The 257-nt window shown below is 33.9% G+C and carries 1 protein-coding gene; it reads right to left on the bottom strand.

Translation table 11 applies throughout. The features are described from left to right. A partial coding sequence (locus ACQRD5_RS17375; protein ID WP_427747137.1) for an IS110 family transposase occupies nucleotides 1-257 on the bottom strand: 257 nt, incomplete at both ends.

Raw genomic sequence — 257 nt, 5'->3', positions numbered from 1 at the left:
ATATTTTATTAATAGGGACTCCGTTTCGGTTTGTTCTTATACAGGCTAGTGCAGCAGCATATAATGCTCTACGACCAATTCTAGTTCCGCGTTTTGAAATTTTATTTTGATTACCTTTAAACTTACCAGACTCATTAACAGAGCTATCTATACCAAAGAATGCAACTAGGTGTTTAGTTTTTAGAAAACCATTAATATCACCTATTTCAGCTATTAATGTAATAGCTGTTAAACGTCCTATTCCAGGGATAGAATCG

The sequence above is a fragment of the Clostridium sp. SGI.024 genome (assembly GCF_050315195.1).
Taxonomy (GTDB): Bacteria; Bacillota; Clostridia; order Clostridiales; family Clostridiaceae; genus Clostridium.
The sequence above is the reverse complement of the archived record's forward strand: the minus strand, read 5'-3'. Positions and strand labels throughout refer to the sequence as shown.